We start from the raw sequence: 271 nt of genomic DNA on the forward strand, positions 1-271 counted from the left end.
CACCTGAATATGCAGAGTATGATTATCTACCAGTGCTTCTAATACTCAGTATAGAGGAGTTACATAAAGCCCATCAATTAATTTAAGTCTATGAGCTACACCCTCTAAAGAAGATAAACTAACTGCTCGAGGGGCTTTCCGGATGACGTATTTGTTTTGTGGTATGTGCTGAAAACTCACCGTTTGAAATGCACGGAGGCTAGGGGTTAATTGCAGCATTTTGTAGGCTTTTTTCCATGTGCCATCAATTACGCTTAAATGATTTAAAGAC

Annotated in this window: 1 protein-coding gene; it reads right to left on the reverse strand. The window is 39.1% G+C overall.

Annotated elements, in window-relative coordinates:
• Positions 1–45: 45 nt before the first annotated feature.
• A partial coding sequence (locus tag CWB80_RS22215; protein WP_138686324.1) for a DTW domain-containing protein occupies positions 46–271 on the reverse strand: 226 nt, incomplete at its 5' end.

It is taken from the genome of Pseudoalteromonas sp. S1650, assembly GCF_005887195.1.
GTDB lineage: Bacteria > Pseudomonadota > Gammaproteobacteria > Enterobacterales > Alteromonadaceae > Pseudoalteromonas > Pseudoalteromonas simplex.